The organism is Streptomyces sp. Ag82_O1-12, assembly GCF_900182715.1.
GTDB classification, from domain to species: domain Bacteria; phylum Actinomycetota; class Actinomycetes; order Streptomycetales; family Streptomycetaceae; genus Streptomyces; species Streptomyces massasporeus.
The window spans coordinates 384,368-408,677 of sequence record NZ_FXUW01000001.1 but is presented as its reverse complement, the minus strand read 5'-3'; the positions used below and the strand labels follow the sequence as shown (position 1 = coordinate 408,677).

28 protein-coding genes are annotated in these 24,310 nt (G+C 71.9%); 12 read left to right on the top strand and 16 right to left on the bottom strand.

The window, feature by feature from the left end:
- Positions 1-24 precede the first annotated feature (24 nt).
- Complete coding sequence (locus QOL88_RS02045) at positions 25-936, top strand: oxidoreductase (protein WP_179878738.1); 912 nt, start codon at positions 25-27, stop codon at positions 934-936.
- Positions 937-942: 6 nt separating this feature from the next.
- Here QOL88_RS02045 and QOL88_RS02040 read toward each other — a convergent pair whose 3' ends face one another.
- Together QOL88_RS02040 and QOL88_RS02035 are read right to left on the bottom strand one after the other, a co-directional pair.
- Positions 943-1,401, bottom strand: coding sequence for a pyridoxamine 5'-phosphate oxidase family protein (locus QOL88_RS02040; protein WP_097214798.1), 459 nt, complete (start codon positions 1,399-1,401; stop codon positions 943-945).
- A gap of 61 nt (positions 1,402-1,462) precedes the next feature.
- Positions 1,463-1,849 (bottom strand): tautomerase family protein, encoded by a 387-nt coding sequence (locus QOL88_RS02035; protein WP_097214797.1) that lies wholly within the window; start codon positions 1,847-1,849, stop codon positions 1,463-1,465.
- 140 nt (positions 1,850-1,989) lie between these two features.
- Here QOL88_RS02035 and QOL88_RS02030 point away from each other — a divergent pair, with 140 nt between their 5' ends.
- On the top strand, positions 1,990-2,382 hold the full coding sequence (locus QOL88_RS02030) for a VOC family protein (protein WP_097214796.1): 393 nt from the start codon (positions 1,990-1,992) through the stop codon (positions 2,380-2,382).
- A 45-nt stretch (positions 2,383-2,427) separates the two neighbouring features.
- Positions 2,428-3,507: an adenosine deaminase gene (locus QOL88_RS02025; RefSeq protein WP_097214795.1), complete on the top strand. Its 1,080-nt coding sequence runs from the start codon at positions 2,428-2,430 to the stop codon at positions 3,505-3,507.
- Here the strand turns inward: QOL88_RS02025 and QOL88_RS02020 are convergent.
- The 3 genes from QOL88_RS02020 to QOL88_RS02010 form a co-directional block, all read right to left on the bottom strand.
- Positions 3,489-4,004, bottom strand: coding sequence for a mycothiol transferase (locus QOL88_RS02020; RefSeq protein ID WP_097214794.1), 516 nt, complete (start codon positions 4,002-4,004; stop codon positions 3,489-3,491). The two genes, QOL88_RS02025 and QOL88_RS02020, sit on opposite strands and share 19 nt — an antisense overlap.
- 27 nt (positions 4,005-4,031) lie before the next feature.
- Positions 4,032-5,528 carry a carotenoid oxygenase family protein gene (locus tag QOL88_RS02015; protein ID WP_097214793.1) on the bottom strand — a complete coding sequence of 499 codons (1,497 nt, stop codon included), beginning with the start codon at positions 5,526-5,528 and terminating at the stop codon, positions 4,032-4,034.
- A gap of 67 nt (positions 5,529-5,595) precedes the next feature.
- The gene (locus QOL88_RS02010) at positions 5,596-6,510 is read right to left on the bottom strand and encodes a LysR family transcriptional regulator (protein WP_097214792.1); all 915 of its coding nucleotides are present in this window, start codon (positions 6,508-6,510) and stop codon (positions 5,596-5,598) included.
- A 117-nt stretch (positions 6,511-6,627) separates the two neighbouring features.
- Here QOL88_RS02010 and mgrA point away from each other — a divergent pair, with 117 nt between their 5' ends.
- Positions 6,628-7,620 carry an L-glyceraldehyde 3-phosphate reductase gene (gene mgrA / locus QOL88_RS02005; RefSeq protein ID WP_097214791.1) on the top strand — a complete coding sequence of 331 codons (993 nt, stop codon included), beginning with the start codon at positions 6,628-6,630 and terminating at the stop codon, positions 7,618-7,620.
- Between the two features lie 58 nt (positions 7,621-7,678).
- Here the strand turns inward: mgrA and QOL88_RS02000 are convergent, their stop codons facing one another.
- Entirely contained in the window at positions 7,679-7,966 is a 288-nt protein-coding gene (locus QOL88_RS02000) for a DUF1905 domain-containing protein (RefSeq protein ID WP_097222811.1), read from the bottom strand.
- A 74-nt stretch (positions 7,967-8,040) separates the two neighbouring features.
- A complete protein-coding gene (locus QOL88_RS01995; RefSeq protein ID WP_097214790.1) occupies positions 8,041-8,424 on the bottom strand; it encodes a nuclear transport factor 2 family protein in 384 nt (127 codons plus the stop codon).
- A gap of 336 nt (positions 8,425-8,760) precedes the next feature.
- Here QOL88_RS01995 and QOL88_RS01990 point away from each other — a divergent pair, with 336 nt between their 5' ends.
- The 4 genes from QOL88_RS01990 (at position 8,761) to QOL88_RS01975 (ending at position 13,958) form a co-directional block, all read left to right on the top strand.
- The gene (locus QOL88_RS01990; RefSeq protein ID WP_097214789.1) at positions 8,761-9,171 is read left to right on the top strand and encodes a hypothetical protein; all 411 of its coding nucleotides are present in this window, start codon (positions 8,761-8,763) and stop codon (positions 9,169-9,171) included.
- 75 nt (positions 9,172-9,246) lie between these two features.
- Positions 9,247-11,586, top strand: coding sequence for an FHA domain-containing protein (locus tag QOL88_RS01985; RefSeq protein ID WP_097214788.1), 2,340 nt, complete (start codon positions 9,247-9,249; stop codon positions 11,584-11,586).
- A 9-nt stretch (positions 11,587-11,595) separates the two neighbouring features.
- A complete protein-coding gene (locus QOL88_RS38750; protein ID WP_373559266.1) occupies positions 11,596-12,966 on the top strand; it encodes a hypothetical protein in 1,371 nt (456 codons plus the stop codon).
- Positions 12,963-13,958 carry a serine/threonine-protein kinase gene (locus QOL88_RS01975; protein WP_097214787.1) on the top strand — a complete coding sequence of 332 codons (996 nt, stop codon included), beginning with the start codon at positions 12,963-12,965 and terminating at the stop codon, positions 13,956-13,958. Before QOL88_RS38750 ends, QOL88_RS01975 begins: the two co-directional genes overlap by 4 nt.
- 22 nt (positions 13,959-13,980) lie before the next feature.
- Here the strand turns inward: QOL88_RS01975 and QOL88_RS01970 are convergent, their stop codons facing one another.
- A complete protein-coding gene (locus QOL88_RS01970) occupies positions 13,981-15,279 on the bottom strand; it encodes a streptophobe family protein (protein WP_097214786.1) in 1,299 nt (432 codons plus the stop codon).
- 183 nt (positions 15,280-15,462) lie between these two features.
- Here QOL88_RS01970 and QOL88_RS01965 point away from each other — a divergent pair, with 183 nt between their 5' ends.
- Positions 15,463-16,626, top strand: coding sequence for a DUF6777 domain-containing protein (locus QOL88_RS01965; RefSeq protein ID WP_097214785.1), 1,164 nt, complete (start codon positions 15,463-15,465; stop codon positions 16,624-16,626).
- Positions 16,627-16,683: 57 nt separating this feature from the next.
- Here the strand turns inward: QOL88_RS01965 and QOL88_RS01960 are convergent, their stop codons facing one another.
- Genes QOL88_RS01960 through QOL88_RS01950 form a run of 3 tightly spaced genes read right to left on the bottom strand, consistent with a single transcriptional unit; the run spans position 16,684 to position 17,818 of the window.
- Positions 16,684-17,100 carry a PRC-barrel domain-containing protein gene (locus QOL88_RS01960; RefSeq protein ID WP_097214784.1) on the bottom strand — a complete coding sequence of 139 codons (417 nt, stop codon included), beginning with the start codon at positions 17,098-17,100 and terminating at the stop codon, positions 16,684-16,686.
- Complete coding sequence (locus QOL88_RS01955; protein ID WP_097214783.1) at positions 17,097-17,681, bottom strand: PRC-barrel domain-containing protein; 585 nt, start codon at positions 17,679-17,681, stop codon at positions 17,097-17,099. Before QOL88_RS01955 ends, QOL88_RS01960 begins: the two co-directional genes overlap by 4 nt.
- Positions 17,678-17,818, bottom strand: coding sequence for a hypothetical protein (locus tag QOL88_RS01950; protein ID WP_179878737.1), 141 nt, complete (start codon positions 17,816-17,818; stop codon positions 17,678-17,680). Before QOL88_RS01950 ends, QOL88_RS01955 begins: the two co-directional genes overlap by 4 nt.
- Positions 17,819-18,006: 188 nt before the next feature.
- Between QOL88_RS01950 and QOL88_RS01945 the strand changes: the two genes are divergently transcribed.
- On the top strand, positions 18,007-18,471 hold the full coding sequence (locus QOL88_RS01945) for an ATP-binding protein (RefSeq protein ID WP_097214782.1): 465 nt from the start codon (positions 18,007-18,009) through the stop codon (positions 18,469-18,471).
- 151 nt (positions 18,472-18,622) lie between these two features.
- On the opposite strand, the gene QOL88_RS01940 is transcribed toward QOL88_RS01945, so the two are convergent.
- Entirely contained in the window at positions 18,623-19,510 is an 888-nt protein-coding gene (locus tag QOL88_RS01940) for an RNA polymerase sigma factor SigF (RefSeq protein ID WP_031111383.1), read from the bottom strand.
- Positions 19,511-19,714: 204 nt separating this feature from the next.
- Between QOL88_RS01940 and QOL88_RS01935 the strand changes: the two genes are divergently transcribed.
- On the top strand, positions 19,715-20,128 hold the full coding sequence (locus QOL88_RS01935; RefSeq protein WP_097214781.1) for a helix-turn-helix domain-containing protein: 414 nt from the start codon (positions 19,715-19,717) through the stop codon (positions 20,126-20,128).
- A 21-nt stretch (positions 20,129-20,149) separates the two neighbouring features.
- On the opposite strand, the gene QOL88_RS01930 is transcribed toward QOL88_RS01935, so the two are convergent.
- The 3 genes from QOL88_RS01930 to QOL88_RS01920 all read right to left on the bottom strand — a co-directional run bounded on the left by QOL88_RS01930 (position 20,150) and on the right by QOL88_RS01920 (position 22,734).
- Positions 20,150-20,752, bottom strand: a complete 603-nt coding sequence (locus QOL88_RS01930) for a ClpP family protease (protein ID WP_097214780.1) — start codon at positions 20,750-20,752, stop codon at positions 20,150-20,152.
- The gene (locus tag QOL88_RS01925) at positions 20,752-21,393 is read right to left on the bottom strand and encodes an ATP-dependent Clp protease proteolytic subunit (RefSeq protein ID WP_097214779.1); all 642 of its coding nucleotides are present in this window, start codon (positions 21,391-21,393) and stop codon (positions 20,752-20,754) included. Before QOL88_RS01925 ends, QOL88_RS01930 begins: the two co-directional genes overlap by 1 nt.
- 135 nt (positions 21,394-21,528) lie before the next feature.
- Positions 21,529-22,734, bottom strand: a complete 1,206-nt coding sequence (locus QOL88_RS01920; protein WP_097214778.1) for an epoxide hydrolase family protein — start codon at positions 22,732-22,734, stop codon at positions 21,529-21,531.
- A 123-nt stretch (positions 22,735-22,857) separates the two neighbouring features.
- On the opposite strand from QOL88_RS01920, the gene QOL88_RS01915 reads away from it, so the two are divergent.
- Entirely contained in the window at positions 22,858-23,340 is a 483-nt protein-coding gene (locus tag QOL88_RS01915; RefSeq protein ID WP_097214777.1) for a VOC family protein, read from the top strand.
- Between the two features lie 65 nt (positions 23,341-23,405).
- Here the strand turns inward: QOL88_RS01915 and QOL88_RS01910 are convergent, their stop codons facing one another.
- Positions 23,406-24,296, bottom strand: coding sequence for an aminoglycoside phosphotransferase family protein (locus tag QOL88_RS01910; RefSeq protein WP_097222810.1), 891 nt, complete (start codon positions 24,294-24,296; stop codon positions 23,406-23,408).
- Between the last annotated feature and the right edge of the window lie 14 nt (positions 24,297-24,310).

The window sequence follows — 24,310 nt, the reverse complement described above, 5'->3', positions numbered from 1 at the left end:
CGTGCCGTGTGTGAGACTCCGCCGATGAGCTCACAGACGATCACCGCGGACGCCGCGGGCACCTGGAAACTCGGTGGCGAGCTGCCCGTCCACCGCCTCGGCTTCGGCGCGATGCGGCTGACGGGCAGCGCCGCCTTCCACCACGGCACACCGAGCGACCGCGACCGGTCGATCGCCGTCCTGCGCAAGGCGATCGACCTCGGTGTCAACCACATCGACACGGCGGCCTTCTACTTCTCGTCGCTGCGCTCCGCCAACGAACTCATCAACAGGGCCCTCGCGCCGTACCCCGACGACCTGGTCATCGTCACCAAGGTGGGCCCGTACCGTGCCTACGACGGGGAGTGGGGCACCTCGGCCCGCCCCGAGGACCTGCGCGGACATGTCGAGGAGAACCTGCGCCAGCTCGGCCGCGACCACCTGGACGTGGTCAATCTGCGCCGGATGCCGCGGTACGACTCCATCGCCGAACACTTCGGCGCCCTCGCGGAGTTGCGCGAAGCGGGTCTGATCCGCCACCTCGGCATCTCCAACGTCACCCCCCGCCATCTCGCCGAGGCCCAGGCCATCGCCCCCGTGGTCTGCGTCCAGAACCGGTACGCCCTCGACCGCCCGGACCCCGACAGCGACGAACTTCTCCGCGTCTGCGGTGAGCAGGGCATCGCCTTCGTGCCGTTCTACGCCGTCGCGGGCGAGGCCGCCGAGCAGGGCGCCACCACGGCCCACGACGAGGACGTCCGCGCCGTGGCCCGGGCCCATGGCGCGAGTCCCGCCCAGATCCGCATCGCATGGACCCTGCACCAAGGTCCCCACGTCCTCGCCATTCCCGGCACCGGCAACCCCGACCACCTCACGGAGAATGTGGCGGCGGGCGCGATCCGCCTCACGGACGAGGAGCTGGACCGGCTCGGCAGGGCGCATCACCAGGCCTGCTGACGGCGTCTACACGGCCCAGACGCCCTCCCGCATGAGATGCCTGCGGGGCAGTTCCCGCACTTCGCACCATGCCTGCACCGCGCGCGGCCGCACCTGGAAGAACGCGTACGACGCGTGATCCTCACGCGGATCCCAGCCGGTCTTCACACGGAACGCCTCGGCCGCCGCCGACGGAACCTCCCGCATCGGGTGGGTCCGCACCTCACCGTCGACGAGCACGACGTCCCGGGTGTCCCCCAAGGCCAGCCGGGCGCGTCGGCCGTCCCGCAGATTGCGGCCGGTGGGATTGGTCAGCCGGGTGCACAGCCACACCGCCTCGTCGTGCCACACGAACCACAGCGGGACCAGACACGGCATCCCCTCGGCATCCGCCGTCGCCACCCAGATGTCCATCTCCCGCTCCAGCCGGCCCAGCAGGTCCGCCTTGCGCTGCTCGGGGGTGCGGGGCGGCTCAGTGATCTTCATGGAGGGGACGCTAGCGGCCGGAGGGGACGAGGCGCCTCGGGCGGCGGTCCTAGGCCGGGGCCTAGGACCGGAGGTACTGCGCCACGCCCTCTCCGAGTGACCAGTCCGCCGACTCGTTCTCCGTCAGGACGACGAACACGTTCCGCGGCTCCGTACCCGCGTACGCGTGGGCCAGCTCGGCGATCCTTCGATAGAGCGCCTGCTTCTGCGCGGGCGTGCGGCCGGAGCGAAGGGTGATCGCGACGTACGCGATGCCGTCGTCGCGGTGCACGCCGAGGTAGTCGTCGTGCCGCAGGGTGCCGCTCGTGCCGTCGTGGTCCGTCAGGACCTGGAACCGGTCGTCGGGCGGAATGCCGATGGTCTCCATCAGGGCGTCGTGCACGGCCCGGCCGAGTGCGGCGAGGCGCTCGGGACCGGCCCGGAGCGTGTCGATGCGGACGAAGGGCATGGGGACCTCCGGAAGTCGATGATCGCGAGTGTACATACTAGTAGTTACAGTCGCCGCGTCGGAAGCCGATCAACAGAGTTGGCGTCCCCGGAGTTTTACGTATAACCTCTCCGGTCAACCGCCCGCTCCGAGAGGCCTCGATGAGACGTATCGCCCTGGTCACCCTCGTCGTCGACGACTACGACGAGGCGATCCGCTTCTACACCGACGCCCTCGGGTTCCGGCTCGCCGAGGACGCGCCCCGGCCCGACGGATCCCGCTGGGTCGTTGTCGAACCCGGCGCCCCGGGAACCGGCACCGGTCTGCTGCTGGCCCGTGCCAAGGGAGAGGCTCAGGCCGCCCGGGTCGGAGATCAGACGGGCGGACGCGTGGGCTTCTTCCTGCACACCGACGACTTCGCCCGCGACCACGCCCGCATGACCGCCGCGGGCGTGACCTTCCTGGAGAACCCGCGGCACGAGCCGTACGGCACCGTCGCCGTCTTCCAGGACCTGTACGGCAACCGCTGGGACCTGCTCCAGCCCGTCGGCTGACCCCTCACCACCGCTTCGAACGACCCGCCCGAGGAAAGACCCGCCATGACTGCTACGCGCGTAGACGCCGACCTGATCCGCCGCCTCCCCAAGGCCGTGCTGCACGACCACCTCGACGGCGGCCTGCGCCCCGCCACCGTGGTGGAGCTGGCGGAGACGGTCGGCCACACCCTGCCCACCACGGACCCGGACGAGCTCGCCGCCTGGTACTACGAGGCCGCCAACTCCGGTGACCTGGTGCGCTACATAGCCACCTTCGAGCACACCCTCGCCGTGATGCAGACCCGCGAGGGCCTGCTGCGCACGGCCGAGGAGTACGTGCTCGACCTGGCCGCCGACGGTGTCGTGTACGGCGAGGTGCGCTACGCACCCGAGCTGAACACCAACGGCGAGCTGACCATGGCCGAGGTCGTGGAGACGGTCCAGGAGGGCCTCGCGGCGGGCATGGCGAAGGCCGCTGCCGCGGGCACGCCCGTGCGGGTCGGCACCCTGCTGTGCGGGATGCGGATGTTCGACCGGGTGCGCGAGGCGGCCGACCTGGCCGTGGCGTTCCGCGACGCCGGTGTCGTGGGCTTCGACATCGCCGGCGCCGAGGACGGCTTCCCGCCCGCCGACCACCTCGCGGCCTTCGAGCACCTGCGCCGCGAGAACGTGCCCTTCACCATCCACGCCGGGGAGGCGCACGGCCTGCCCAGCATTCACCAGGCCCTCCAGGTGTGCGGCGCCCAGCGCATCGGGCACGGCGTGCGCATCACCGACGACATCCCGGACCTCGCGTCGGGCAAGCTCGGCCGGCTCGCGGGCTGGGTGCGCGACCGGCGCATCGCGCTGGAGATGTGCCCGACGTCCAACCTCCAGACGGGCGCCGCCACCTCCATCGCCGAGCACCCGATCACCGCTCTCAAGGACCTCGGCTTCCGCGTCACCCTCAACACCGACAACCGGCTGGTCTCGGGCACCACGATGACCCGTGAGATGTCCCTGCTGGTCGAGCAGGCGGGCTGGACCGTCGAGGACCTGCGCACGGTCACCGTCAACGCCCTGAAGAGCGCGTTCATCCCGTTCGACGAGCGCAACGCCCTCATCCGTGACGTGGTGCTGCCCGGTTACGCCGCCGCGCTCTGAAGCAGCCCCCGCAGGTAGGCGGCCTGTCCGATGTGCTGGAGATCGTCGGACAGGACGCTGACCAGCCGGACGCCCAGGGTGACCGGCGGGTCCCAGCGCTCGTCGACGACACGCTCCAGGTCCTTGGCGGCGAGGCCCCGCAGGGCGTCCAGGCTCTGCTCGTGCACCGCGTCGTAGTAGCCGGTCAGCAGCTCGCCCGAGTCGACCCGGACCCTGGCGACCTTGGCGGGGCTGTGGCCGTAGCCCGTGTCGCGGCGCGGCAGGTCCAGCCCGAAGCGCTTCTCCCAGTCCTGGGACAGCCACACCTGGTCCCGGCCGAAGGCGTCGGCCATGTGGTCGTCCTGGACACGGGTGAGGTGCCAGACCAGCCAGGCGATCGAGTTGGTGTCGGGGGAGGGGCGGGCGCTCAGCTCGTCGGGCCCGAGACCTTCCACGGTGGCGTGGACTTCTTCGCGGATGCGGCTGAAGCCGTCGATGAGGATGTCCTTCGCATGCATGGGTCCACCATCGCGCATCACCGGGGATCACGCGTCGGGAACCCAGCTCCCGTGGAAGCCCAGCGGCACCCGGCCCGGGAGGTGGATCCGGGCCACCGGCTCCCCGGTGAAGTCCTGGGCCGCGAGGATCACCAGGTCCGACGCCCCGCGGTCGGGGTTGTGCACGTACGCGATCGCATATCCGTCGTCCTCCGCAGCCCGGTCGTCGCACGGGTCGGACGGCACGAACACGGCCTCGCTCGCCGCCGCGTCCGCGGGCAGCCGGTGCACCTCGGAGGTGCCGCGCAGCAGGTCGTGCTTGATGAGCGCGTTGGTGAAGGCCCCGTCGGGCGGGGTGCCGTCGACCGCCTGGTAGGCGAGCGACATCTCCGCGGCCGCGGCCGAGTAGCCGTACCGGTGCCTGCGGGACACCAGCGCCTCGTTGACGCGCGGAAACTCCTGGGGGCGGTCGTCGAGGATCCTGGTCCGCACCCGCCCGTGCCGCAGGTCGATCGTCCAGCGGTCGAGCCGGGGGGTGCCCGCCGTGTGGGGGCCGCCCGAGCCGTTGCCGGCGACGAGGAACGGCGCGTCGAAAGTCGTCATGTCGACGACGATGTGCGGCCCCTCCTCATACGCGTTGAGCGTGTGCGAGTAGTAGACCGGGTCGACCTCGAACCAGCGGACCGCGCCGCCCTTGCGGGGCAGCACACCGACCCGCGCCGGATGCCGGTCGTTCCAGACGTACGGCACGATGTCGCCGCGCTCGGCACCCGCCGGGTCGAAGGTGACCGGCATGTCGAGGATCACCACATGGTGCTCGGTGAGCGCGAAGTCGTGGATCATCGGCGCGTCCGCCACCGGGATCCTCGTGCTCCGCACCACCTTGCCCGCCGGGCCGACGACCAGGTGCCGGACGTGGTCCCAGGTCGGGTAGTAGGCGATCGCGTGCAGCTCGTCGGCATGGACGTCGAACTTGGTGTGCGCGGTCAGCGGGCCCTGGAGCGTGCCCCGGAAGTCGTACGTGCCGACGGTGTTCAGCTCGTCGTCGAGTTCGTAGGGCAGCGGGCCGCTCTCCTGGAGCGCGAGGATCCGCCCCCGGTGCGGGATCACATGGGTGTTGCACGGGAAGTCGTCCGGCGGCACGGGACCCGGGTACGGCTCGCCGAGCTTCTTCGCCACCTGCGAGGAGCGCACCCAGCGGTTGCGGTACCACTCGGCCCGGCCCTCACGCAGCCGCACGCCGTGCACCATGCCGTCACCGAGCATCCAGTGGTGGGCGCGGGGGTCCTCCAGACCCAGGACGTTGGGGCCGTTGCGCAGGTAGCGGCCGTTCAGCTCACGCGGAATGCGGCCGGTGACCGGCAGGTCGAAGGCCGTCAGCTCCTCGGTGACGGGCGCGAACGCGCCCTCCAGGAAGGGAAAGCGGCGCGGCGCGGCGGGCGCCGCCTGGGCCGGAGCGGCTGCGGCGCCGGTGCCGGCGAGCGCCCCGGCCGCCGTGATCGCGGCCGCGCCGCGCAGCACGCCGCGTCGTGTGGGATCCGTCATCTGCCCTACTCCTGACCGGGTTTGGTTTCGGGAACGGTCACGAGTCTGCTGCGCGGGACGGATCGGGTCAGGAGGGGTGGACACCCTCCTGGGGTGGTGCCAGACCCCCTGTTTCCAGCAGGCCCATCAGCGCCCGGGCCGCCGGACTGGTCGCCTGCTCGGGCGGCAGCAGGGCCACTGTCTCGTAGACGGCCTCGCCGGTCCCCTTCACGGGCAGCGCGGTCAGGGAGGCGCGTTTGTGCGCGAAGTGCCGCGGCACGACGGCGACGCCGAGGTTCTCGTCGACCAGGTCGAGCAGCGTGTGCACGTCGTTCACCTCCAGGGCGACCGTCCGCCGTACGCCCGCGGCCGCGAACACCGTGTCGGTGGTGCGGCGCGGACCCCAGTCCGGCTGGAAGTCGACGAACACCTCGCCGCCCAGCTCCTGAGGTGTGACCGCCGCGCCGACGGCGGCGAGCCGGTGGCTGGAGTGGCACAGCAGCGTCATCGGCTCGCTGGTCAGCGGCACCGATCGCAGCTGGTCGCTGTCCGCCTGCGTCCGCACCGCGAACGCCAGGTCGAGCCTTCCCGCCTCGACGTCCTCGGCGAGCGCGCCCGACCCGGCCTGCCGCAGACAGATCTCCACGTCCGGATGACTGTGTCGGAAGGCGGCGAGCAGGCCCGCCACGTGCACCCCGGCGATGCACTGCTCGGACCCGAGCGTGAGCATCCCCCGCAGCACGCCCTGCACCGCGGCCACCGCCTCGTGGGCCGAGCGGACCTGCGCGAGGATCCGCTCCGCCTCGCCGAGCAGCGCCCGCCCGGCGGGGGTCAGCGTCACCCGGCGGGTCGTGCGTACGAACAGCGGTGTCTGCAGCTCCCGCTCCAGCGCCCGGATGGACGCCGACAGGCCCGACTGGGACACCAGGAGGCGTTCCGCCGCGCGGGTGAAGTGCTGGTCCTCGGCGACCGCGACGAAGTGCTGCAAGTGACGCAGTTCCATGACTGAGAAGCGTAGCCGCTGAATTCCATCGGATTCTTCTGTTGGACGCATGGGCGCAGGTCACGCCAGAGTGGATACCGGTTTCATCCCGACCGTGCCAACCCCTCTGGAGTCGCGTTGTACACCGCACACCCCGACCGCTACGCGGACATGCCCTACCGGCGCACCGGACGCAGCGGCCTGAAGCTCCCCGCGCTCTCGCTCGGTCTGTGGCACAACTTCGGCCCGGACCGGCCCGTCGAGACGCAGCGCGCCATCCTGCGCCGCGCCTTCGACCTCGGTGTCACCCACTTCGACCTGGCCAACAACTACGGCCCGCCGCCCGGCGCCGCCGAGTCCGCGCTCGGCGAGTTCCTGAAGGCGGACTTCGCGCCGTACCGCGACGAGCTGGTGATCTCCACGAAGGCCGGCTACCTGATGTGGCCCGGCCCGTACGGCGAGTGGGGATCGCGCAAGTACGTGCTGTCGTCGCTGGACCAGAGCCTGAAGCGGATGGGCCTGGACTACGTCGACGTCTTCTACTCGCACCGCCCCGACCCGGACACCCCGCTCGAGGAGACGATGGGGGCCCTGCACTCGGCGGTGCAGCAGGGCAAGGCGCTCTACGTCGGCGTCTCGAACTACTCCGCGGAGCAGACCCGCGAGGCCGCCCGCATCCTGGGCGAGCTGGGCACCCCGCTCCTCATCCACCAGCCGCGCTACTCGATGCTGGACCGCCGTCCCGAGGACGAGGGACTGCTCGACGCGCTCGACGAGCTCCAGGTCGGATCCATCGTCTTCTCCCCGCTGGAGCAGGGGGTGCTCTCGGCCCGCTACCTCGACGGCATCCCCGAGGGCTCCCGGGCCGCGAGCGACAGCCCCTTCCTGAACTCCGACGCGCTCACCGAGGACCTGGTGGGCCGGCTGCGCGACCTGAACGACATCGCGAAGTCCCGCGGCCAGACCCTCGCACAGATGGCACTGGCGTGGGTGCTGCGCGGTGGCCGGGTCACGTCGGCGCTGGTCGGCGCGAGCAGCGCGCGGCAGATCGAGGACAGCGTCGGCGCCATCCGCAACCTGGACTTCGACGCGGACGAACTGGCCCGCATCGACGCCATCGTCAAGCAGTAGCGGGTCGCCCAGGTGCCCGGAGGCGCCCCCGGGCACCTGAGGCCACGGGCGGATCGGCTTACGAGCCGATCCGCCCCTCGATGCGCACGGTCACCGTCTCGCCCTCCTCCTTGCCGATCGCCTTGCGGATGTCCGCCTTCACGGGCAGCTTGTGCGTGCCGTCCCCCAGGGCCATGAAGGAGCTGCGGAACGGGTGGCCGTCGATCGTCCCGCGGACCTTGACCAGGCCGCGGGTGCCGAAGAACTCGACGGACCGGGGCCAGACCAGATAGGTCCAGCCGCCCTCGGCGGGGCTCTTGCGCAGGACGGCGGTGAACTCCGCGTCCAGTTCTTCCATGACGGCCATGACGTCCTCCGTGCTCGGCGGTTTCTCCCTCATGCAGACCGCCGGGCGCCGGAGAACTCATCGCGGCGGGGGCCTCACGCCCCGGCGGGCACTCGGTCCAGGAACCCGAGCACCGCCCTGATCCGGTCCTGGCCGTCCAGGGTGATCACATCCGACCCGGCGACCGGCGCGGAGCCGTCGGCGGTGTTCACCAGTTCCCACGAGAAGCGGGCGATGTCGTGATGCCCGTCGACGACACCGGTGAGCCGGAACGCGAACCCCGGGAACTGCTCCCGGGCCGCCGCGATCACCGCGGTGATCCCCTCGTGACCGCGGACGTCGGCCAGGGGATCGGTGTAACCGCCGTCCTCGGTCCAGGCGGCGGCGACCGCTTTGACGCGTGCCGCCGGGTCCTCGGCGTTCCAGGCCTCGAAGTACCGGGCGACGGCGTCCTCGTAACGGTGGGTGGTTGCGGACATGGGCGATCAGCCTCCAGGGGGGTCGTACCTGCTGGTCAGGGCCCGGATCCCCCTCGCGGTGAACCCGGTGTGACCACCTTGCCCGCACCCGCCGGGAGCGTCGATTACCTCCGGAGTCATGGGCAGCTGGGACCCTCGCCGGATTTCGGCCAACTCGGGGGGTGAATATGCCAGGAGAGTGGCCGGAAAGTCGTGGTGACAGTGATTCAGTAGTGAACATACTGACCTGCGAGAGCGCTTTTCACATCGAGCGACGGCGCCCTCACGCACAGCACGCGAGCCGCAGCAGGAGCGAAGCCGGGCCGGCAGACGGGCAGGGCAACGGGGGAGGGTCACGTGCACGACGAGTTTCTGTGCCACGTCACGGCGTACGGGGTCTGCGACGGCCGCCGTATCGGAGTGCCCCTCGGAACCTACCGGGCGCCCACCCTCGCCCTCGCCCTCTGGTGGTTACGTGACCGCGCCTCCTGGATCGCCCAGCGTCTCGATCCCCAGCCCGACGCCGAGCACTTACCGCCGGGCGCGCTCGTGCCGGTCGCCCACACCGCGCCCGACGTGCCCGGGCTGCTGCGCGCGTGGTGCGCCGATCCCGCCCAGCAGGAGCGGGTCGCCGAGGAGCTGGCGGCCGGACGGCTGGTACGCATCGCCACCAGTGACGACACCACCGAGTACGAATTGCTCGCCGAGTCCGTGGACACCCTGCGGATGCAGCGCGCCGCTCCCTTCGTCGGCATCACCGTCGGCTGACCCGCGGGCCCGCCGACCGCTTGATCCGCTCCCTCGCCCAGGCGCATAGCAGGGCAAATCGGTAGAATCTTGACCATGGCGCAACCCTCGGTAGCACCAGAGCTCGTGCTGGAGACAGAGACCGGCACCACCGTGATGATTCCGGGCCGCGACTACCACGTGGGGCGCGACCCGTCGTGCGAGATCGTCATCGACGACGACCGGGTGTCCTGGCACCACGCGGTGCTGAAGCCCGAGGACGGTCACTGGACCATCGAGGACGAGGACAGCACCAACGGCACCTACGCCGACGGCCGGCGCATCCACGAGTGGGACGTCGGACCCGGCAGCGTCATCCGCTTCGGCAACCCGGCCGACGGACCGCGGATGACCCTCACGGGCCGCCCCGCCCCCGTCCCCCGCACCCCGGAACGCCCCTCCGCCGTCTCCATGCCGGCCCACACCGGCACCTACCGGCAGCCCACGACCGTACGGCCGCTGCCCTCCCGTACCGTCCGCATCGGCCGCGCCACCGACAACGACCTGGTCATCGACGACCTCCAGGTCTCCCGGCGGCACGCCGAACTGCGCGCCCTGGCCGACGGAACCTACGAGATCGTCGACCTGGGCAGCCACAACGGCACCTACCTCAACGGCACCCCCGTCACCAGCGCCCCGGTCGGCCAGGGCGACATAGTCGGCATCGGCCACTCGGCGTTCTGCCTCGTCGGCGACCAACTCCAGGAGTACGTCGACACCGGTGAGGTCTCCCTCGACGTGCAGGACCTCGCCGTCTCCGTCGACCGCGGCCGCAAGACGCTCCTCGACCACGTGTCGTTCCCGGTGGGGGAGAAGTGCCTGCTCGCCGTCGTCGGCCCGAGCGGCGCAGGCAAGTCCACGCTCCTCAACGCCCTCACCGGCCAGCGGCCCGCCAACCACGGCACCGTCCTCTACGACGGCCGCGACCTCTACCGCGACTACGCCGAGCTGCGCCAGCGCATCGGCCTGGTCCCGCAGGACGACATCCTGCACGCCCAGCTGACCGTCCGCAAAGCCCTCTCCTACGCCGCCGAACTGCGCTTCCCGCAGGACACGGCCAAGGCCGAGCGGCGCGCCCGGGTCGACGAGGTCATCCGCGAACTGGGCCTGGAACAGCGCGCGGACCAGCACGTGCACAGCCTGTCGGGCGGCCAGCGCAAGCGCGTCAGCGTGGCGCTGGAGCTGCTGACCAAGCCGTCGCTGCTGTTCCTCGACGAGCCGACCTCCGGCCTCGACCCCGGCATGGACCGCTCGGTGATGCACATGCTGCGCGGCCTCGCCGACGACGGCCGGACCGTCATCGTCGTCACCCACAGCGTGCTCAGCCTCGACGTGTGCGACCGGCTCCTCGTGCTGGCGCCCGGCGGGAAGATCGCCTACTACGGGCCCCCCGAGGAAGCCCTGGCGTTCTTCGGCTTCGAGGAGTGGCCGGAGGCCTTCGAGGCCTTCGACCGGGACACGGACCGGGACTGGGCGGGGGAGTACCTCGCCTCGCCCTTCCACGGCCGGTACGTGACCGACGCCTCCGCCCAGCCCCAGCAGCCCCGGTCCGAGCCCGTCGTCATCACCGCCCCGCCCCGGCCGCGCAGCCGGGGGGCCCAACTGGGCACGCTGGTGCGCCGGTACGCGGCCGCGCTCAGCGCCGACCGCACCTTCCTGATCATCATGATCGCCCTGCCGTTCGTGATGGGTGCGATGGCCCGCGCCCTGGCGGGCGGCAAGCTGACGCAGGACACGGCGCTGAACGCCCTGCTCATCCTGTGCGTCGGCGCGGTGCTCACCGGCGCCGCCAACGCCGTCCGCGAACTCGTCAAGGAACGCGTGATCTACCAGCGAGAACGGGCGGTGGGTCTGTCCAGATCGGCGTACCTGATGTCCAAGGTCATCGTCCTGGGCGTCATCACCGTGCTCCAGGCGGTGGTGCTGACCCTGGTCGCCCTGTTGGGCGTGGACCTCAACGCACCGGGCGGCGAAGGCGTGCTGATGTCGCCGCTGGTGGAGATCACGGTCGCCGTCGCCCTGCTCGCGTTCACGGCGATGATGCTCGGCCTGCTCGTCTCCGCGCTGGTGCGCAAGGAAGAGGTGACGATGCCGCTGCTCGTGCTCATCGCCATCGTCCAGGTCGTGTTCTGCGGAGCCCTGCTGAAGCTGGCCGACACCCCCGGCCTCGAGCAGCTGGGCTGGCTGGTGCCGGCGCGCTGGGCGCTGGCCGCGATGGCCGGCACCGTCGGACTGGGCAAGATCGTGCCCGACGACCTGACGAAGGACCCGCTGTTCGAGCATTCGGCGGGCACATGGCTGCTGGACATGGGGATGCTGGTCGTGCTGTCGGTGCTCTTCGGGTTCCTGGTGTCCCGCATGCTGCGCCGGCACGAACCGGCCGTCATGCGGAAGTAGGGAGCGCCTATGACGACCCCCGGCTTCCGGCCCACGCACGTCGTCCCGCAGCACGGGATGCCCGCCTGGGAGGCACCCGACCCGGCCCGGCCCACCGTGGACCTCGACCCCCTGCTGCCGGTGCAGCTCCTGGAGCGGCAGGGCGACTGGGGGCACGTGCTGTGCTTCAACGGCTGGTCGGCCTGGGTCGACGGCCGTCGCCTGGTCGCCGTACCGCTGGATCCGCCCGCCGCGGACGGGCCCCTCACCCGCGCCGCCGATCCCCGGCCGCTGCTGGGGCGGGCGCAGGAAGCCCTGGCGCGCTACCGCTCCGCGGTGGAGGACCTCGCGGGCGGCCTCGACCGGGAGTCCTTCCGCACCCGCACCCACGGCATGCGGATCGGTGTCGTCATCGACGGCGAGTCCGTGTGGCTCTACGACTCCGCCCATGGTCACTGGGTGTACGCCGACGGCAGCCGGGCGACCACGTACGCGACGGACGAGACGCCGGCAGCCGAATCGGAGTCACACCCGGCCGAATCGCCCGTCCATCCGCCGACGCGAGTGGCGCCGCCCGAGGGCCCCGTCGAGACGCCCCGCACCCCGGAGGCAGCCCGCCCCTCAGACACGCCCCCACCCGCCCGGAGCGCACCGGCCGGACCGACGCGGGTGGTGCCACCGGAGGGCCCCGAGCCGACGGGGGAGGCCCCGCCAGAGGCGCCGGAGCCGTCGGGGCGGGAGGCCCAGCCCGAGGCGCCGGAGCCGCCGAGGGAGGCCCCGTCCGAAGCGCCCGAACCGGAGGGGATCGTGCCTGCCGCCCCGGAGCCGACCCGAGCGGTCGCTCCGGGTGCTCCTGAGCCGACGAGGGTGGTGTCACGGGAAGCCCCCGAGCCGCAGGGGCGTGTGTCACCCGACGTTCCCGAGCCGACCCGGGTGGTGGCCCCGGACGCCCCCGAACCCGGACGGGGGTCGCCTCCCGAGGCTCCTGAGCCCACCCGTGTGGTGGTGCCCGAGGGTCCTGAGCCCACTCGCGGGGTGGCGCCCGATGCCCCCGAGCCCACTCGCGTCGTGGCGCCTGATGCCCCGGAACCGACGAGGGTCGTGTCCGCTGACGCCGCCGAACCCGGACGGGGGGCGCTTCCCGAGGGTCCTGAGCCCACCCGTGTGGTGGCGCCCGAGGCTCCTGAACCCACTCGCCTCGTGGCGCCTGATGCCCCGGAACCGACGAGGGTCGTGTCCCCCGGCGCCCCGGAACCGACGAGGGTCGTGTCCCCCGACGCCCCCGAACCCACCCGCGTCGTGTCCCCCGAGGACCGGGAGGGCAAGGCCGAGGGTGGGGCGGATCGGTCGGCTGCGGCGCCGCCCACCCGGGTCGTCTCGCCCGAGGGTGATGGCCGGTGAACCGCGAGACGAGCCTGTTCTCCGGGCGGCCCTCCGAGCTGGTCGGGCAGCAGATCGCCGGGTACCGGATCGAGCAGGAGATCGGACGCGGCGGCATGGCCGTCGTCTACCGGGCCCGGGACCTGCGCCTGGAACGCACCGTCGCCCTGAAGCTGCTCGCCCCGGAACTCGCCCGCAACGACACCTTCCGCCGCCGCTTCACCCACGAGTCACGGGCCGCTGCGGCGATCGACCACCCCCACATCGTGCCGGTGTTCGAGGCCGGCGAGACGGACGGCGTGCTGTACATCGCGATGCGGTTCGTCGCCGGCAGCGACCTGCGGCACGTCCTCGACCGCGAGGGCCCGATGCCGATCGTCACCGCCCTGCGCGTCGCCGCCCAGCTCGCCTCCGCGCTCGACGCGGCCCACGACAACGGACTGGTGCACCGGGACGTCAAGCCCGGCAACATCCTGGTGTCCCGCGGCACCGACAGCGACCACCCCGAGCACGTCTACCTCACCGACTTCGGCCTGACGAAGAAGTCGCTGTCCCTGACCGGCTTCACCACGGTCGGCCAGTTCGTCGGCACACTGGACTACGTCGCCCCCGAGCAGATCTCCGGCAAGCCGGTCGACGCCCGCTGCGACGTGTACGGGTTCGGCTGCGTCGTCTTCGAGACCCTGGCCGGCCATCCGCCCTTCATCCGCGACGACGACATGGCCCTGCTCTGGGCCCACCAGTACGACGAACCGCCGCCGCTGACCGGGGAACGGCCCGACCTCGACCCGAGGGTCGACCCCGTCTTCGCCCAGGCCCTCGCCAAGAGCCCCGACGACCGGTACCCGTCCTGCCTCGCCTTCGTCGCCGCCCTGCGCGCCGCGACGACCGGCGGCGGGGCCGAGGGCCCGAGGACGCCCACGCGGGTCGACCGGCAACTGCCGGGCGCGGGGGAGGAGCGGCCCAAGCCGCCGCCGCGCTGGGCCGAACCGGTCTTCGTGCAGCGGATGTAGTGCGGCGGCGCGGAACGGGGCGTCAGCCCTCGCTGTCGGAGCGCACCTCACCGCGCCGCCGTACGTGCCGCGCCAGCAGCGCCCCGGCGAACCCGGTCACCAGCCCCCAGGGGACGGCCAGACCGACGGCACCCCACAACTTGGGTCTCAGGAACAGCCGGCCCCCGAGACCGCCGCCCAGATCACCGATGCCGAGCACGGACAGGCCGTAGTGCGCGGAGATGCGCCCGACGAGGCAGATCATGAACACCGTGAGCACGAGGGCGACCGCCATGTGCACCGCGTGCTGCCAGGGCCGCACCCGGGCCGGAGACCGGGCCGCCATCACGAACGCGGCGGCCAGCAGCAGCACGACGTCGACGACCAGCAGCCACCACACCCGGCCGTCGTGCTCGGCGAGGGTCCGCAGGTTCAGCTCGGAGACGTCCGGGGTGCGCAGCACCTCGTCGAGCACGTGCGGCATGGGCAGCCCGAACGGCCCCTCGACCTGCCCGTTCCAGGTGGCGCCGAGCCCGATCGTCAGCGCCAGCCACACCAGGTTGGGGATGCCCAGCAGGATCACCGCGAACGTCTCCCGCGCGTGCCCCTTGGCCACCGCGACGATCAGGGCGACGACCACGCCGATGACGACGCAGGCCAGCAGCAGCGCGACCATCGCGTACGCGGCCGGCCGCACCGACGCCTGGAAGCGCAGCAGCCCCGCGGGCAGCGGAGCCCCGCGCGACACCAGCAGCGCCAGCACCAGCACACCGGCCAGCCACACCACGCCGACGAAGACGGACAGCGGCACGTCGGTGGTGAAGCCGATCTTCGGCGGCGCACCGAACAGATCGCCGAGGTCGCCGAGCGTGTTGTCCCCGAGGGAGATCTCGAAGGTGTGGCGGGCGGCGAGCGTCAGGCCGATCAGCGCGAGCAGCCACAGGGCTGCCACCCGACCGGCCCAGCCGGCCAGCTCCTTGGCACCGGCCACCGCGCGGTGCCGCAGCGGACGCAGGAACCCCCAGGCGATCACCAGCGCTCCGGTGAGGGTGACGGACAAGGGAATGACCGTCAGGCCCGCCCGTGTCTCGGCGAGGTCGCCGGCGCCTCCGGCGACTTTCACCGTGCCGCCGATCGCGGCGACCATGGTGGCCGCGACGACGGGGGCGAAGGAACCGTCCGGAAGGTCCGCGGCCCCGGCCGCCCACAGACCCAGGGCGGACACCAGCGCCATGGCGAGCAGGCCGCCGAGCACCGTGACGAGGGCGTGCGCCCAGCCGTGCCGGGCGACGGCCCGCTCGCCGGGGGTACGTGCCTGGCCGGAGGGGATGTGCGAACTCACGGTGCCACGCTAAGCAGCCCCCGTGCCGGACGCCCGCCGGAGGGGTCCGTCCGCGTCGGTCGGCTTGCGGGGCGTACGGGACCGGGGCACACAATGAAGTCGTAGTGGAAAAAGCGGCACACACCGGTATGAATCATCACGGCTGTGTGAAGGCCGCAGAGAACCCACGCGGGAGAAGAGCTCGTGAGCGTCGATCCACCGTCGTCCGGCCGCCCCACAGGACCTCCCTCGGGCCCGCTGTCGGGTCCTTCCCAGCCTCCCTCGGGTGGTGGCGGCCCGCCCTCCGAGCCGCCGAGCGGCGGCGGCAAGGAGCCGGAGCCCCGCCGACCCTGGTGGGGGTCCGTGCCCCGTGTCGCGATCATCGCCACCGCCGTGGTGGCCGCCGTGGTCCTGGCCGTGGTGCTCTCCCGGCCCGACAACGGCGGCACCGGCGCGTCCGACGGCGGCACCAGCACGTCCAGCGGCGAGGTCTTCCTCCAGCCCGCGGCCGACACCGGACCGGACGAGTTCACCGAGTCGACGGCCCAGGAGGACAGCTCCGCCTCCCCGGTCACACCCTCGGGGGGCACCGAGTCGGCCCCGCAGAACGCCGTGCGGGGTGTGAACGGCGACGCGCCCGGCCTGTACGGCGGCACTCGCAACGCCGCCAGCTGTGACGTGGAGAAGCAGATCAAGTACTTCGAGGACGCCCCGGACAAGGAGCGCGCGTTCGCCTCGGTCGTCCGGATCCAGCCGTCCGAGGTCCCCGCCTACCTGCGCTCGCTCACCCCCGTGCAACTGCGCATGGACACCCGCGTCACCAATCACGGCTACAAGAACGGCGCCCCCACCAGCTACCAGGCCGTCCTCCAGGCGGGCACGGCCGTCCTGGTCGACGACCGCGGCGTGCCCCGGGTGCGCTGCGCGTGCGGCAACCCGCTGTCCCCGCCCGTCGCCCAGCAGAGCGCGCCGAAGACGACCGGCAAAGCGTGGCCGGGGTACAAGTCGTCGAACGTCGTCATGGTGACGCCCGCTCCGCGGCCCGTGGACGAATTCGTGATGTGCGAACCCGACGGCGAGTGGTTCAAGCGCGAGGCGGGCGACACCGGCAACAAGGACCACAAGACGAAGAAGCCCGACAAGCCCTCCCCGTCGGCCGGCGTCACCACGCCCACCGCACCGACCGACTCGACGTCGTCGCGACCGCCCACGAGCGAACCGCCGACCTCGGACACGGACACCTCGGGGCCGACGACGGGCGAGCCGCCGTCGTCCGACACCCAGCAGCCGCCGCCCGACACCAACACCGGCGGCGACACCGGGGGCGACACCGGAGGCGGCACGACGGAACAGGCGCCGGCCTCCTGACCCGGCCGGCCGGAGCGGCACGACTCACGCTGACCCGGCCGGCCCGAGCGGCACGACTCAAGCGGCGCGGACCACCAGGGCGTAGTCGCCGAGCCCGAGCAGCCGGTCGGCCGGCAGGTCCCCGTGGGCGGTGACGACCGCCTCGACCCGGCCCGTCCCCGGCTCGAACGCGACGTCCTGGACCGTGCCGAGCGCGTCGCCCGTCTCGGTGAGGATCCTCAGGCCCGGCAGCTCGTGGTGCGGCGGCACTTCGACCGGTTCGGCGGTCGTGCGGACCAGCACCGCGTCGGGGCCGATGGCGTGCAGGGCGCCCCAGGCCAGCACGGTCTCCTTGCGGGAGTGGTGGCCCCGTACCCGGACGTGGGTGACCACACCGGACACCGCGTCCACCGTCAGCGACCTCAGGGCACCGACCTCTTCCGCCTCGGTCAGCGTCAGCACGGGCAGGCCCCGCGCCTCGGAGAACAGCATCATGACGCCGTCCCCTCCCGCCCGGCCCGGAAGGCGCCGACCCGGGCCACGAAGGCGGGCAGGTCGTCGGCGACGAAACGAGTGGCGTCCGCCGGGATGACCAGGGCGCGGCCGGAGACGGCGAGCGTCTCGCCGCGCGGCACGTACACCCGGTGCCGGCGGCGTCTGGAGCCCCCCACCAGCGCCTTGCCCGCGGCGATCCGGAAGCCCACGACGCGGCCGCTGGTTCCGCTCTCGACGATCACGTCGAGCACCGTGCCGACCTCGGTACCCTCGTCGGTCAGCACCTTGGCGTGCAGCACCCGGCCCTGCTGTGCCTCACGCCGCGCCACCACGGCGGAGGTGTCCTCCAGCGCGAGGGCATCACGGACCATGACCGCGTACGGGCCCAGGGCGTGCACCGCCGACCAGGGCAGACTCCGCTTCAGCGGGCCCGACAGCAGGCCCCGGCCGCTGAGCGTGAAACCGGTGATCCGCCCGGCGGCGGCGTCGAAGACGGTGTCCTTGATCTGGGCGACGGCGTCGCCGCCCAGGGTGACCACCGGCAGGGTCGTCAGACTGCGTGCGGCCAGCAGCTCGTTCATCGCGGGCCCTTTCCGCCGGGACGGCGCCGGACCGCGATGACGGTCCCCGACCGCCGGCCCGCCTGCACGGCGAGCGTCACAGCCGCGACGGCGACGAGCGCCGCGATCACCACGACCAGCCATGTCCACCAGGCCACCGCGCACCTCCGGTGATCCGGCCCGGCCGCCCTCGGCCGGCCCTGATTCCTTCCGGGTGCCCCGCGAAGGGGGGACAATGCCCGGGGCATCCAATGGGGGAGAATCTGTCAGGACTGTGAAGCCGGGCCCGGGGGTACGAGCACTGGTGCAGAGCGTCCGGCCAGTCCGGCTTCCCAGAGAGAAAAGAATGATCGACCACCTGGACGAGGCAGTGATACCGACTGGTTTCGACGTGCCCGTGGAACCGCTGCGGCGGGCGGCACACTACACCGGCGAGCAGGGCTGCATCGCCGAGGCGCGGTCCTTCGCCGCGCTCTTTCTCGACCAGCTCAGGACCGAGTGGTGCGCGCGGATCGACGAGCGTGTCGACGGCGCCGTGCTGCTGGTGGTGAGCGAGCTGATCACCAACGCCGACCGGCACAGCAACGGGCCCTACATCCTGGAGCTCGTCGGCACCGACGCCGCGGTGACGGTGTCGGTCTACGACAGCAGCTCCGCACTGCCCCGCATCTTCCCCCGCAACCCCGAGCGCATCGGCCGGCACGGCCTGGAGATCGTCCACGCGCTCGCGGAGCAGGTCAGCGTGGAACGGGTGCCGGTGGGCAAGCGAGTGCGCGCCGTGCTGCCGCTCTCCGACGCAACCCGGGGTTGAGCCACCGCCGCGGGACTACGGAAGGTCGCGGGCCGACGGAAACCGGCCGACGGAAACCAGAAACCAGCCGACGGAAACCAGGGGCGACACACGGGTGCGGGTGCCGCCCACTCCCGCATGGGGGACGGCACCCGCTGGTCGGACGAGGGTGTCAGGCGCAGCCCAGCTCGCCCAGCATGCCCTCGCGCAGTCGCGTGATGATCCGCTTGATCAGGCGGGAGACGTGCATCTGGGAGCAGCCGAGCTGCTCACCGATCTCCGCCTGGGTGGCCTCCTCGACGAACCGCATGTGGATGATCTGCCGGTCGCGCTCGCTCAGCTCCGCCATGAGCGGCGCCAGCGAGTGGAAGTCCTCGACGAGCCGCAGCCCGTCTTCCTCCACGCCGATGAAGTCGGCCAGAACCGCCTCGCCGCCCTCCGGGCCGTCGCCGGTGAGCGCGGCGTCCAGCGACGACGAGTTGTACCCGTTCGCCGCGATCTGCCCCTCCACGACCTCGCGCTCGGAGATGTTCATCAGGGTCGCCAGCTCGGCGACCGTCGGCTCGCGGTCCAGACGGCTGGCGAGTTCCTCGCGGGCCTTGGCCAGCTCCACGCGCAGCTCCTGGAGCCGCCGCGGCACGTGCACCGCCCACGTCGTGTCCCGGAAGAACCGCTTGATCTCGCCGACGATGTACGGCAGCGCGAAGGAGGTGAACTCGACCTCGCGCGAGAGCTCGAACCGGTCGATGGCCTTGATCAGGCCGATCATGCCGGTCTGGACGATGTCCTCCATGTCGTCGCCACGGCCCCGGAAGCGGCCGGCCGCGAAACGCACGAGCGACATGTTCATCTCGATCAGGGTGTTGCGCGCGTACTGGTACTCGTGCGTTCCCTCTTCGAGTTCCGTCAGGCGCTGGAAGAACTGGCGGGACAGCTGCCTCGCGTCCCGCGGGGCCACGGACCGCGGGTCCACGACGCCCGGCAGTGCTCCGTCACCCGCGCCGGCCTCGGTGTTCTCCTCGACGACCTGTGCTTTCGACCGGATCACGGCGGTCTCCATTGCCTCTCCCACGAACGTCACGGCGGACATCTGCATAGGTACTCCCGAGTTGCGGGTACCCGGGTTGAGGCGCACCATGCCCGCCGATTTTTCTCTGGGTGAAATCGGACGGAATGTTCCCTTCCCTCTCGTGCGCGGGGCGATTCCACCCAGGGCGGAACGCCGGGCCCTTCCCCCGGCGGCCGGGATTCCTAGGCTGGAGAAGTGAGCAACCACCTGCCGAACGAAGCCCGAGTCATCCCCCTGCGCCCGCACGGTGCGCGCCCCTCCGGCACACCGCCGCGCCAGGCGCCGCCGGCCCCCGCCGCGAAGGAGCCGCTGTGGCGGGACCTCGTGGGTGACGTCCTGCGCCGTGAACGCCTCGCGCAGGAGCGCACGCTGAAGGACGTCGCCGACGAGGCACGGATCTCCATGCCCTACCTCTCGGAGGTGGAGCGCGGCCGCAAGGAGGCCTCCTCGGAGGTCCTCGCGGCCGCCGCCCATGCCCTCGGACTGGGCCTCGGCGACCTGCTCACAAGGGCGCAGGGCGAACTGACCCGCGTCACCTCGCGCTACACGGCCGGCAGCCGCCGCGGGGTCACCACCTCGTCGCGTGACGGCATGTGCCTGGCCGCCTGAGCCGTGTCGCCGGCCGGCGCCTCAGACCTTGACGAGGCGCCGGCTGAGCACCTCGTCGGCCAGCCCGTAGCCCACCGCCTCCTGCGCGGTGAACACCTTGTCGCGGTCCATGTCGGCCCGCAGCGCCGCCACGTCGTGGTGGGTGTGCCGCGCCAGCACCTCCTCCACCTGGGAGCGGATCCGCACCATCTCCTTGGCCTGGAGCGCCAGGTCGGACACCATGCCGCGCTGCCCGCCCGCGGCCGGCTGTCCGAGCAGCACCCGCGAGTGCTCCAGCACGAACCGCCGCCCGGGGTCCCCGCCGGCCAGCAGCACGGCCGCCGTGGAAGCCGCCTGCCCGACGCAGAACGTGGAGATCGGCGCCTGCACGAACGTCATGGTGTCGTAGATCGCCATGAGCGAGGTGAACGAGCCGCCCGGCGAGTTGATGTAGATCGCGATCTCGCTCTCCGGGGAGGACGACTCCAGGTGGAGGAGCTGGGCGATGACGACGTTGGCGACGCCGTCGTCGATCTCGGTGCCGAGGAAGATGATCCGCTCGGACAGCAGCCGGCTGAAGACGTCGTAGGACCGCTCGCCCTGCGGGGTGCGCTCGACGACGTTCGGAATCGTGTACGAACCCATCACTGCAGCCCCATCCTGCGTCGGGTGGCCGCCGGGCGGACGTCCGCGAGGGACTCCACGACCCGGTCCACCATGCCGTACTCCCTGGCCTGCTCGGCCGTGAACCAGCGGTCGCGGTCACCGTCCCGGGAGATGGTCTCCGGGCTCTGGCCGGTGTGCTCGGCGGTGATCCGTTCGATGGTCCGCTTGGTGAACTCCAGGTTCTCCGCCTGGATCTCGATGTCGGCGGTCGTGCCGCCGATGCCCGCCGACGGCTGGTGCATCATGATCCGCGCGTTCGGCAGGGCGTAGCGCTTGCCCGGCGCGCCGACGCTCAGCAGGAACTGGCCCATGCTGGCCGCGAAGCCCATGGCCAGCGTGGAGACGTCGTTCGGGATCAGCCGCATCGTGTCGTAGATGGCGAGGCCCGCGTGCACCGCACCGCCCGGGCTGTTGATGTACAGGCTGATGTCGGTGTGGGCGTCCTCCGCGGACAGGATGAGCAACTGGGAGCAGACCCGGTTGGCGGAGACCTCGTCGACCTGGGTGCCCAGCAGCACGATGCGCTGCGCCAGCAGCTGGGCGGCCAGGTGGTCGTCGAACCGGGTCGGGGGGGTGTCGCCCTCCTCCGCCCGGGGGGCGCGTGTCGTGAGTGGAGTCATCGGTTCTCCTCGTCGCGGCGACAGGTGCCGCGAACGGGTCGGGGATGTGCCGTCGACTCCACTCTTGACCTCGGGCGATGCCCGCGAACGGTTTCTCTGCCTTCGGCAGATCCGCTACCGGCAGAGCCCGAACGCTCAGCCCTTCTCGCGCAATTGGCGGAAGAACGCCCGCACGTCGCCGACCAGCAGGTCCGGCTTCTCCATCGCCGCGAAGTGCCCGCCGTGGTCGAACTCCGTCCAGCGGACGATGTTCTCCGTCCGCTCGGCCCTGTGGCGCAGCGGGATCTGGGGGTCGCCGAAGAAGGACGCCACCGCGGTCGGCGCGGTGGAGGGCTCCTGCGGGGCGGCGATCCGCACGCCCCGGGCGTGGGCGCGCTCGTAGTAGACCCGCGCGGACGAACCCGCCGTGCCCGTCAGCCAGTACAGCATCACGTTCGTGAGCATCAGGTCCCGGTCGACGGCCTCCTCGGGCACCTCCCCGGAGTCCGTCCACTCCTGGAACTTCTCGACGATCCAGGCGAGTTGGCCCACGGGGGAGTCCGTGAGGGCGTAGGACAGGGTCTGTGGGCGGGTGGACTGCACATGGAAGTAGCCCGTCCCCTCGCGGGACCACTTCTCCCACCGGCGCCAGGAGATGAGCGTGCGCTCCCGCTCCGCGGGACTCAGCGCCTCCAGCTCCTCGGCCGTCGGCTCGGTGGCCGCCTGCCCGCCGGGCAGCAGATTGAGGTGGACGCCGACGACCCGGCCGGGGTGGACGCGGCCCAGTTCGCGGGAGATGCCCGCACCCCAGTCACCGCCCTGGGCGCCGAACCTGTCGTAGCCGAGACGTGTCATCAGCTCGGCCCACGCGTCGGCGATCCGGCGGGCCTCCCAGCCGGTCTCCCGGGTGGGGCCGGAGAACCCGAAGCCGGGAATGCTCGGCAGCACCACGTGGAAGGCGTCGGCCGGATCGCCGCCGTGGGCGGCCGGGTCGGTCAGCGGCCCCACGACGTCGGCGAACTCGACGATCGAACCCGGCCAGCCGTGCGTGACGATCAGCGGGGTGGCGTCGGGCTCGGGGGAGCGGATGTGCGCGAAGTGCACCCGCGCGCCGTCGATCTCGGTGGTGAACTGCGGCCAGGCGTTGAGCCGCGCCTCGGCGGCCCGCCAGTCGTACTCGTGCCGCCAGTACCGCACCAGCTCGCGCAGATAACCCGACGGGACGCCGTACGTCCAGCCCACGCCGGGCAGCTCGTCGGGCCACCGCGCCCGGTCGAGTCGGTCGTGCAGGTCGTCGAGGTCGCTCTGCGGTACGTCGATGTGGAAGGGACGGATGCCGCTGTCTGCGGGCGTGGACGTCATGGCCGCGAGCCTAGTTCCGAATGGTGTAGCGGCCACCTGAATTTGCGGGCCGGCCGGCCGATGAGTTCCGGGGCCCCGGCCGGTCGACAGTGGTGACAGCGTTCCACGCCTGAAGGAGGACTCATGACCACCGACGGTTTCACCACGTGTCTCTGGTTCGACGGCCAGGCGGAGGAGGCCGCCCATTTCTACGTCTCGGTCTTCAAGAACTCGAGCGTCGGCAAGATCGCGCGCTACCCCGAGGGAGCGCCCCAGGCCGCCGGCACCGTGATGACCGTCGAGTTCACGGCCAACGGGCACCGCTTCCTCGGGCTCAACGGCGGCCCCGAGTTCACGTTCACCGAAGCCACCTCCTTCATGCTCTTCTGCGAGAACCAGGAGGAGATCGACTACTACTGGGCGAAGCTCACCGAGAACGGCGGCGAGCCCGGCCCCTGCGGCTGGCTGAAGGACCGGTTCGGTGTGTCCTGGCAGGTCGTCCCGGACCGGCTCGACGCGATGATCACCGACCCGGACCCCGCGAAGGCGGCCCGCGTCACCCAGGCGTTCATGGCGATGAGCAAGTTCGACATCGCCGCCCTGGAGAAGGCGTACGCGGGCGAGTGACCCCCCCCGCAGGGGCGGAGCCGTCTCCGCCCCTGGGTCGTCTTCACCCCTGCGCCGACTTCGCTCTACGCCGTCTCGGCCAGGATCTCCCCGATCACATGCCGGGAGTTCTCCGCGACCGGCGGGTTCGTGTCCCAGTAGTACGGCAGGGCGATGACCGCGATCGACAGGGCCCAGCCCCGGGCCCGTGCCCACTCGGCCTCGTCGGCTCCCACGGCCTCGCGCAGGACGCCGCGGGCCTCGGCGGGCAGGACGCACCAGGCCCCGATGAGGTCGACGGCGGGATCGCCGACCCCCACCGTGCCGAAGTCGATCACGGCGCTGAGCCGTCCGCCCCTGACCAGGAGGTTCCCGGCCATCAGATCGCCGTGGGCCCACACCGGCGGCCCCGTGTGCTCCGGGGCGCGCAGGGCCGCCTCCCACGCCGTCGTCACCGCGGCGGTGTCGACCCGCCCCGCCAGTTGCGCGAGTGCCTCGCGCAGGAACGGGTCCCGTGCCGCCAGCGGCACTCCCCGGTAGCCCGGCGGACCCTTGGACGCGTCGATCCCGCGCAGGGCCGTGACGTACGCCGCCAGGTCCTCGGCGAGCGGCACGGGTTCCTCGAGCGCGCCGGGTACCGGGTTGTGGCCGTCCAGCCAGCCGTACACCGACCAGGGCCAGGGGAACCGGCCGTCCGGCTCGCCCCGCCCGAGGGGCTCGGGGGAGGCGGCGGGCAGCGCTGGGGCCAGCCTGGGCAGCCAGCGCAGTTCGTGGGTGATGGCCTCCACGGCGCGAGGGTGCCGGGGGAGCCGTACGACCTTGTCCGCACCGAGGCGGAACATGGCGTTCTCCGTCCCGGAGGACTCCAGGCGCCGCAGGGGCAGTCCGGCCCACTGCGGGAACTGCTCCGCGACCAGCCGGCCGACCAGCGGGACGTCGAGGGCCACCTCGTCCTCATGCATTCGCACTGCACACATGGCGCCCATTCGAG